Below are 1084 nucleotides of genomic sequence, written 5' to 3'. Positions count from 1 at the left end.
ATATTCAGGCCGCATAATAGCGAAAGACGCAGAGCGGAACGCGAACCGATCTACACCACTCCACGGGGCATTATCCTCGGCGCGGTGGGTGATACGTCGACCCGACGCGTCGTAGGTGATCCGTCCCACATTGATGCCACGTTCCGGTCCTGGGGAGCCACGGTCCAGTCCTCGGTCTGTCGTGCAGAGTCGGCGGCTCGTAGGGCGCCCGCGGACTTTCCACCGCGGCCGGCGCGGCCATCCGGGAGCGAGGCCTCGATCATGACGCGATATCCCGTCCGACGCCGAGCAGGGCGCCCACCAGGGCCAGCGCGGCCCAGCCCACCGCGCTGACCAGGGACGGCACCTCCAGCTCGGAGGTCGGCCAGGCCAGCACCCCGAGCGGGGCGGTGACCGGCCCGCGGAAACGGGTCACGTCCAGCAGTAGTTCCAGCGCGCCGCAGCAGCCGAGCGCGAGCAGCGCCGCCGTCGACCCGCGCAGGATCGTGCCGACCCCGACGCCGAGAACGCCCGCCGCGCACACCGTGACCGCGACGACGGCCCACGCGGCCAGAACCTGGCCAGGCCGATCCAGCCGCATGCCGGTGGCGCCGTGACGCAGCACCCCGACAGCGAGCCACGCGGCGAACAGCAGCGAACTGATCGTGAGGCCGACGGCGGCGACGACGAGGCTCTGCGCCACGGTGACGGGACGGCGGCCCGGCGCGCTCAGAAAGGCCAGCGCGGCCGTGCCGTACCGATACTCCTGGGCGACGATGAGGATTCCGAGCGCCATCACGGCGTAGGCGACGAACAGCCCCGAGCGCGACCGCAGCCCGTCCCAGCTCGCGTCCGCGTCCTGACCGCCCCACAACATCGGCGGCACGTGCAGGACGAGGACCGCCACCAGAGCGACCGCCTGCCGGCGACTGCTCGCGATCTTGAATAGCTCGGTGCGCGCCAGGGTCGCGACCCCGGCCTGCTGCCCGCTCATCGTCGGCGGCGCCCGCCGGCGTGGAGCCCGACCGGCCCCGCGGGCAGCGGCCCGGCCGGATTCGCCGGCTCGTCGACCGTCCGGTTGTCGTCGCGGCCCGCCGCTACGGCC

1 protein-coding gene is annotated in these 1084 nt (G+C 72.9%); it reads right to left on the bottom strand.

Annotated features, from left to right (window positions below; translation table 11 throughout):
• Positions 1-259: 259 nt before the first annotated feature.
• Positions 260-973: an ABC transporter permease gene (locus MXD58_RS25290; RefSeq protein WP_248840109.1), complete on the bottom strand. Its 714-nt coding sequence runs from the start codon at positions 971-973 to the stop codon at positions 260-262.
• Between the last annotated feature and the right edge of the window lie 111 nt (positions 974-1084).

Source organism: Frankia sp. AgKG'84/4, from assembly GCF_023242965.2.
Lineage (GTDB): Bacteria > Actinomycetota > Actinomycetes > Frankiales > Frankiaceae > Frankia.
Note: the sequence above shows the minus strand (reverse complement) of the source record. Positions and strands in the feature narration are given on the sequence as shown.

Excerpts from the sequence above, each read along its gene's own strand:
- MXD58_RS25290 (WP_248840109.1), bottom strand. The coding sequence starts at position 973 with ATGAGCGGGCAGCAGGCCGGGGTCGCGACCCTGGCGCGCACCGAGCTA.